This is a genomic window from Desulfosarcina sp., assembly GCF_033791525.1.
Lineage (GTDB): Bacteria > Desulfobacterota > Desulfobacteria > Desulfobacterales > Desulfosarcinaceae > Desulfosarcina.
The window spans coordinates 1-6,049 of sequence record NZ_JASJGN010000067.1; the positions used below are offsets into that span (position 1 = coordinate 1).

Here is a 6,049-nt window from a genome sequence, read left to right on the forward strand (position 1 = left end):
GTGGTGGATCAGGCAGATAATCGCACCGTAGGCGCCCAGCCCGCCGATGCCGGTGCCGAAGGCGATGATGCCCATGTTCTCGATGCTGGAATAGGCCAGCATGCGCTTGTATTCGGTCTGCTTGAGAATGAAGGTGGCCGCCGCCATGATCGAGACCAGACCGAAAACGATTAGAATGGGGCCGGAAAAATCGGCCAGTCCGGCGGCGTGCATGATCTTGTTGGTTTTGAAGATTCCCAGGTAGGCGCAGTTGAGCAGTACGCCGGAGAGCAGCGCCGATGCCGGGCTGGGGGCCTCACTGTGGGCGTCAGGCAGCCAGGTATGCATGGGGGCCAGACCCATCTTTGTGCCGTAGCCGACCAGGATGAAAACGAAGCCGGCCTTCAACCACATGGGATCCATGCGTTGGGCCACCTCGGTCATTGCCGAAAACGAGATGGGTGCATCCACCTTGCCCACGTCCATGGCCACGGTAACCAGAACTGATCCCAACAGGGCCATGGCGATGCCCACCGAGCAGATCAGCACATATTTCCAGGTGGCCTCCAGGGACGCCGCCGACCGGTGGGTGTAGATCAGCGGCGCACTTGCCAGAGTGGTTGCTTCGATGGCAATCCACATGACCATGATATGGTCGGACAGGGTCACCATGGTCATGGTGGACAAAAACAGCAGCATGGACCCGGTGAAGATGTTTTCCGCATGGATGTCGGATGCCTTGAGATAGGCGATGGTGTAAATGGAAATCAGGAAAAAGAGCAGGGAAATCACCAGGAGGGAAAGCAATCCTTCTGGCGTTACCGCAAAATAGTCGGGAAAAATCGGCGCCAGGCGACCGGCCCAGACCATCACGGATAGGATCAGGTGAATGGCGCCGGTGATTACCAGCAGGCACCGCCCGATTTTATCAGGAAGAAAGAATGCGGCGGCGCCAGTAAAAAAGGGTATCAGAAAAACGATTTCAAGCATGAAATGACCACCTATTCCTTTAAGGTTCGCAAGCGTGCCGTATCCACGTCGTCAAAGGTCTGTTTGATATTCTGCAGGATGACGGCCATGATCATGACACCGGCCAGCACATCCAGCAGGATGCCGAATTCCACGATGTGGCGGGCCCGTGTGGAGAAAGTGGTGCCCACCAGGTAGATGCCGTTTTCCATCATGATGTAGCCCAGGACCATGGCGATGGCGTTGCGACGGGCCATGAGCAGAAACATGCCGGCACCAAGAAGGGAGATGGCCGCGGGCAGCAGCAGGGCGCTGACGCTGCTGTAGGGCACATCGATGCGATGGCTGGCAAAGGTGGCGCCGACGATCAGCAGCAAACCGGCCAGGATGGAGGCGTGGTAGCCGACGATGGGTTCCACTTCACGGCCAATGGCCACACGTTTGATGGCCAGGTAGATGCACCCGGGTATGATGATGCCCCGGATGGTCAGGGTCACGATGGTGAAGATGACGCTGCCGGTGGACATCTCATGGCCGATCGTCAGGGGCACGATGCTCACCACCACGCCCTGAAAGGCCATTACTTTGATCAGGCCCGGCAGGCGGCTGGACCCGAAGGAGAAGAGAATTGACAGCAACGCCAGGGATAAAATGGTATCGACCGGATGAATCATTTTATAAACTCCAGGGTGATGACGGTTGCAAAAAAGGCCAGGGCGAAAGAGGTGAGCACAAATTTGGGCACCCGGTCCATGCGGTAGCGGGCCATGACCGATTCGGTGATGCCCACGGCTACATAGACGATCAGGACACCTAGTAAGAACAACCCCAAATTCAATGCCGTATGGCCCATTTCAAAGGGCAATATCAGTCGGGAGACGATGGACGCATAGAAAAACATTTTCAGAAACGCGCCCATTTCGATGAAACCGAAATCCGGACCGCTGTGATCCAGCACCATGACCTCGTGGATCATGGTCAGCTCCAGGTGTGTGGCCGGGTCGTCCACCGGCACCCGGGCGTTTTCTGTAAGCAGGATGATGAAAAAGGCGATGACGATGAAAAGTATTGGCGACCCGGCCGTCTGCCAGAATCCGAAGGGCTGGCCGCCGGAAAAGAATGCCGCCAAATTTAGATCGCCGGTCAGCCGGTAGAACAGGATCAGGATCATGAACATGCTGGCTTCGCAGATGATCGGAAAGTAGGCTTCTCTGGCCGCGCCCATGCCCTCGAACGGTGAGGCGGTGTCCATGGCGGCGGCAATGGTGAAAAACCGGCCGATCCCCAACAGATAAAGAATAAAAATTACATCACCGTTAAAGGTGAGGACTGGCGCATGTCCGGCAATGGGCAAAAATAGCAGCACCGTGGCTGCCGATCCCAATGAGACCAGTGGGCCCAACCGGAAGATGTAGGTGGTGCTTTTGCTGTACACCGATCCTTTTTTAAACAGTTTGATCAGGGTGTAATAGTTGATCAGCACCGGTGACCCTTTACGGCCACCGAAAAAGGCTTTCACCTTGAAAATGATACCGGCAAACAGCGGTGCAGTCAGCACGGCCAATACCCAGAGCAAGACGGATTCAATCATGAATTCTTCCCATAATTTAGGTGAAACATCATTACGCAGCCTTTATTACATTGATTCACAAAGATGGTGACGTTTCTCGGTTTTTTTAACCGCAGAGCCCGCTGAGACCGCAGAGAATTGAATAAGATAGATCATTTCTTTGCGATCTCCGCGTGCTCAGCGGTGAGATTCGTAACCGTTATTCTATTAATTAATCAACACGATCAAACGAAAAACAGCAGGATGACGATAGCCAGCAGGATATATCCGATGTACAGATGAATATCTCCGTGTTGAATCCAACGCAGTCTATCGAACAGCCACAAAACGGGGTTGACGATGGCCCGGTTCATGTTCAACTCGATAATGTCGTGCACGCGACTCTGGTAGTAGGTCTGTTCCGGAAACAAGCCCTTGACCGGTGGATGGGTTTCTTCAAGCGGTGCTGCCGGTTTAAAGAATTCCAGAATTGAAGCAGCATAGGACGTTCCGGTGTATTGCATCCGGGTTGTGGGCTGGGTAAACCCGCAGCCCCAGGTGCCGCTGCGTCCGATGGTTTTGCCCTGGTAAAAAAAACGACGAAGGGCCAGAATGATCAGCAACACAGCCAGAAAGAGGGTCGCCCCCAGGGTAATGCTGGTGGACATCTGGGCAAAGGGTTCGATGGGTATGCGGACATAGCCCAGGTTCAGTGCTGCCACCGCTTTTAAGGCCATGAACATGAACGCGCCAGGGTAGACGCCGATGATGACGCAGGCAGCTGCCAGGATGACCATCGGTACCAACATGGAGGCGCCTTTTTCGTTGACATCCACAGCGACCTGGCTTCGGGGTTCGCCCTGAAAGACAACACCCAACAAACGGGTAAAGCAGGCCAGGGCTAACCCACCGATGACCGCCAGGCTGACGATGGCACACAGGCTGATAACAAACGCTTGAGAGTCGGCTGCCACTCCCCGGAACCCGCCCATGTATATATAAAATTCTCCAACAAAACCGTTAAAGGGTGGAAGGCCCGAAATGGCCAAGGCGCCGATGAGAAAGGCGGCGCCGGTGATCTTCATGTTTTTAAGCAGGCCGCCCAGAGCATTGATGGACTTCGTCCCCGTTTTATGAACCACGACACCGGCGCCCATGAACAGCAAAGACTTGAAGATGGAATGGTTCAACACATGCAGCATTCCCCCGCAAAAACCGAGGACTGCCATGATCGGATTGCCTATCGCCACGCCGATCATACCAACCCCCAAGCCGATCAATATGATACCAATGTTTTCAACGCTCGAGTAGGCTAAGAGCCGCTTGATATCATTCTGGCCAAGCGCGTAAACCACACCTAAAATACCGGTCACCATTCCGGCAATTAAAACGATCCCGCCAATTATCGGTGTATGCAGGTTCAAGATGCTGTACATTTTTAAAATGCCGTAAATCCCGGTTTTAATCATCACGCCGGACATGACGGCAGAGATGTGAGAGGGTGCCGCGGGGTGCGCGTGGGGCAGCCAGACATGAAAGGGAAACACACCGGCCTTGGAACCGAAACCGATAAACGCCAGAACAAAAACCAGGAGTTTGGCTGTATCAGATAGGCCGGCCGATTCAAAACCGAAACTGCCGGTGTAGCCATACAGGATCCCGAAAGCGGCAAAAATGAACATGGCTCCGACGTGGGAAAAGACAAAATAGAGATATCCGGCCTTTCTGTTTTCCGGCGTTTGATAATCGTAGATCACCAGGAAAAAAGAGGATAGGGACATGATTTCCCATGACAGCAGGAAGGTGATCATGTTGTCGGCGACTACCACCAAGGCCATGGAGGCGGCTAAAAGACTGAAAAAAAAGTAGTTGGTGGCCGTACGAAGGGCTTTTTCCGGGTGGTTCATGTAATGGAAACTATAGATGGCCGCCAGCAGACAAACGGCAAAGATGGCCAAGAGAAAAAATGCGGACAGCCCATCAATTTGAAAGGCGAGCGAGAGCGTATTGAGGTAAGCAAAAGAGGCGCTGGCGGATCCATCGTGGGTAAGTCTGGACAAGGCATCGAGCATGCCCAGACAGCAGCCGATGCTGATTCCAAGGACGCCCAGAATCTTCATCAAGGTAAATTGCCGGAACGACAAAAGGGGAAGGATGCCGCCTGCAGCAATGATTAGAATTGACAGAAAAAATAGGTTCATGTGCTCCCTTTCAGTCCCCCTGACCCTAATACCGGGCTATATCTGGGTGCATTTGGCACCCGGTTGTCGATAGTCTATGCCTTTTTTCGCAGGGTATGAAGTTGGTACGGCTAGGTGAACGTTTACAGGATAATTCCAGCGAACCTATTTCAAAACCCTGCTTCAAGTCAATATCGGAATTCAAGAAATTGGAGATTGCCCATATAAATGTCGATCGACAGCGGGTTTGTCCGTATCCATCTGTCGTGTTATACTATTGAACCAACCACTTCTGTTTCATTTTTCTGTGTTCGGCGTTGGGGGACTCGGTTTGCAGCATGAACATAGCAGGCTACTCTTGTGGGTCAAATTTTGTGTCCCATTTTCCTATGGGTAAATGAAATGCCTGAAAAAGAGAGACTCTTTCTAACTGTTGACGAGGCTCTGGACGCCGTTCGTTGCGATTTCGCGCAATATGCCTCCCAGTTTAATCTCCTTTCCGTGATATGGCCCATGGTTTTCGGTGACGGGGCCTATGTTTTACGGGATGCTCACAGTCGTTCGATTTGGGCTAAGATGTCCGGCAATACGAAACTGATCCCATCCAGCGAAGCGGATCTGAAGCAACGGATCATGGATTGTCTGGATCGATACACACCGGGTCCGCAACATCTGGCCCGCATCTGCTCCCGGGTGTTCGGTGCTCATGTCGAGGCCGGTCCGGGGCCGATAGCGGACACAACGTCCGGTATTTGGATCGATACTGGCATGGAAGACTTTGTCTGCAACCAATGCGGCCGCTGCTGCCTGACGTTGAACTACCATGACGGGTGCAGCGTGGGTGACTATCAGCGATGGCAGGATCTCGGGAGAACCGATATCCTCGATTGGGTGGGCACCATCCGACAAAAAGGACAGGTCACTGCCTGCCGTATCTGGGTAACTCCGGGGACCAGCGATTTTGCTGAGACCTGTCCCTGGTTGGCCCGGTCGCCCGACCCAAACCGCTATGTCTGCACCATCCATGACGTCAGGCCCACAATCTGCCGGCAGTACCCCGGCAGCCGCAAGCATGCCCGGATGACCGAGTGCGGCGGTGTTTGAACTTGTTTGCATGCCGCTAAAAAATGGTGTATGAAAATTGCGCGAACGCTCACCCAATCCGGAGAATGTTGAAAATGACCCCAAGCGCCTTTCCAGTTGCTCATGTTGCCACGACGTTTAAAACGTGCACCATTTGCCAAGAACAATGGGGGAGTCTGGATGCCTTCATCCAGGACCCGACGATCGAATTGGTCGGATACATGCCGACCTTTGACGATTTGGGACTGGGCCTTATTTTATTCAACCACGACTGCGGAACCACCCTGGC

General features: G+C 53.4%; 6 protein-coding genes. 2 read left to right on the forward strand and 4 right to left on the reverse strand.

The features are described from left to right. The 4 genes from QNK41_RS03330 to QNK41_RS03345 form a co-directional block, all read right to left on the reverse strand. Positions 1–969 (reverse strand): proton-conducting transporter membrane subunit (locus tag QNK41_RS03330; protein WP_319253730.1); only part of this gene is annotated, 969 nt, incomplete at its 3' end. Positions 970–980: 11 nt separating this feature from the next. Further along, positions 981–1,622: an NADH-quinone oxidoreductase subunit K gene (locus QNK41_RS03335; RefSeq protein WP_319253732.1), complete on the reverse strand. Its 642-nt coding sequence runs from the start codon at positions 1,620–1,622 to the stop codon at positions 981–983. Then, positions 1,619–2,539 (reverse strand): respiratory chain complex I subunit 1 family protein, encoded by a 921-nt coding sequence (locus QNK41_RS03340; protein ID WP_319253734.1) that lies wholly within the window; start codon positions 2,537–2,539, stop codon positions 1,619–1,621. Before QNK41_RS03340 ends, QNK41_RS03335 begins: the two co-directional genes overlap by 4 nt. Before the next feature lie 203 nt (positions 2,540–2,742). Further along, a complete protein-coding gene (locus QNK41_RS03345; RefSeq protein WP_319253736.1) occupies positions 2,743–4,698 on the reverse strand; it encodes a proton-conducting transporter membrane subunit in 1,956 nt (651 codons plus the stop codon). Between the two features lie 381 nt (positions 4,699–5,079). On the opposite strand from QNK41_RS03345, the gene QNK41_RS03350 reads away from it, so the two are divergent. Further along, complete coding sequence (locus tag QNK41_RS03350; protein WP_319253738.1) at positions 5,080–5,781, forward strand: YkgJ family cysteine cluster protein; 702 nt, start codon at positions 5,080–5,082, stop codon at positions 5,779–5,781. A 74-nt stretch (positions 5,782–5,855) separates the two neighbouring features. Further along, the coding region (locus QNK41_RS03355) for a hypothetical protein (protein ID WP_319253740.1) at positions 5,856–6,049 on the forward strand (194 nt) is incomplete at its 3' end.

Bases quoted from the DNA above. Each gene is read 5' to 3' on its own strand.
- QNK41_RS03340 (WP_319253734.1), bottom strand. From the start codon at position 2,539: ATGATTGAATCCGTCTTGCTCTGGGTATTGGCCGTGCTGACTGCACCG.
- QNK41_RS03350 (WP_319253738.1), top strand. From the start codon at position 5,080: ATGCCTGAAAAAGAGAGACTCTTTCTAACTGTTGACGAGGCTCTGGAC.
- QNK41_RS03345 (WP_319253736.1), bottom strand. From the start codon at position 4,698: ATGAACCTATTTTTTCTGTCAATTCTAATCATTGCTGCAGGCGGCATC.
- QNK41_RS03335 (WP_319253732.1), bottom strand. From the start codon at position 1,622: ATGATTCATCCGGTCGATACCATTTTATCCCTGGCGTTGCTGTCAATT.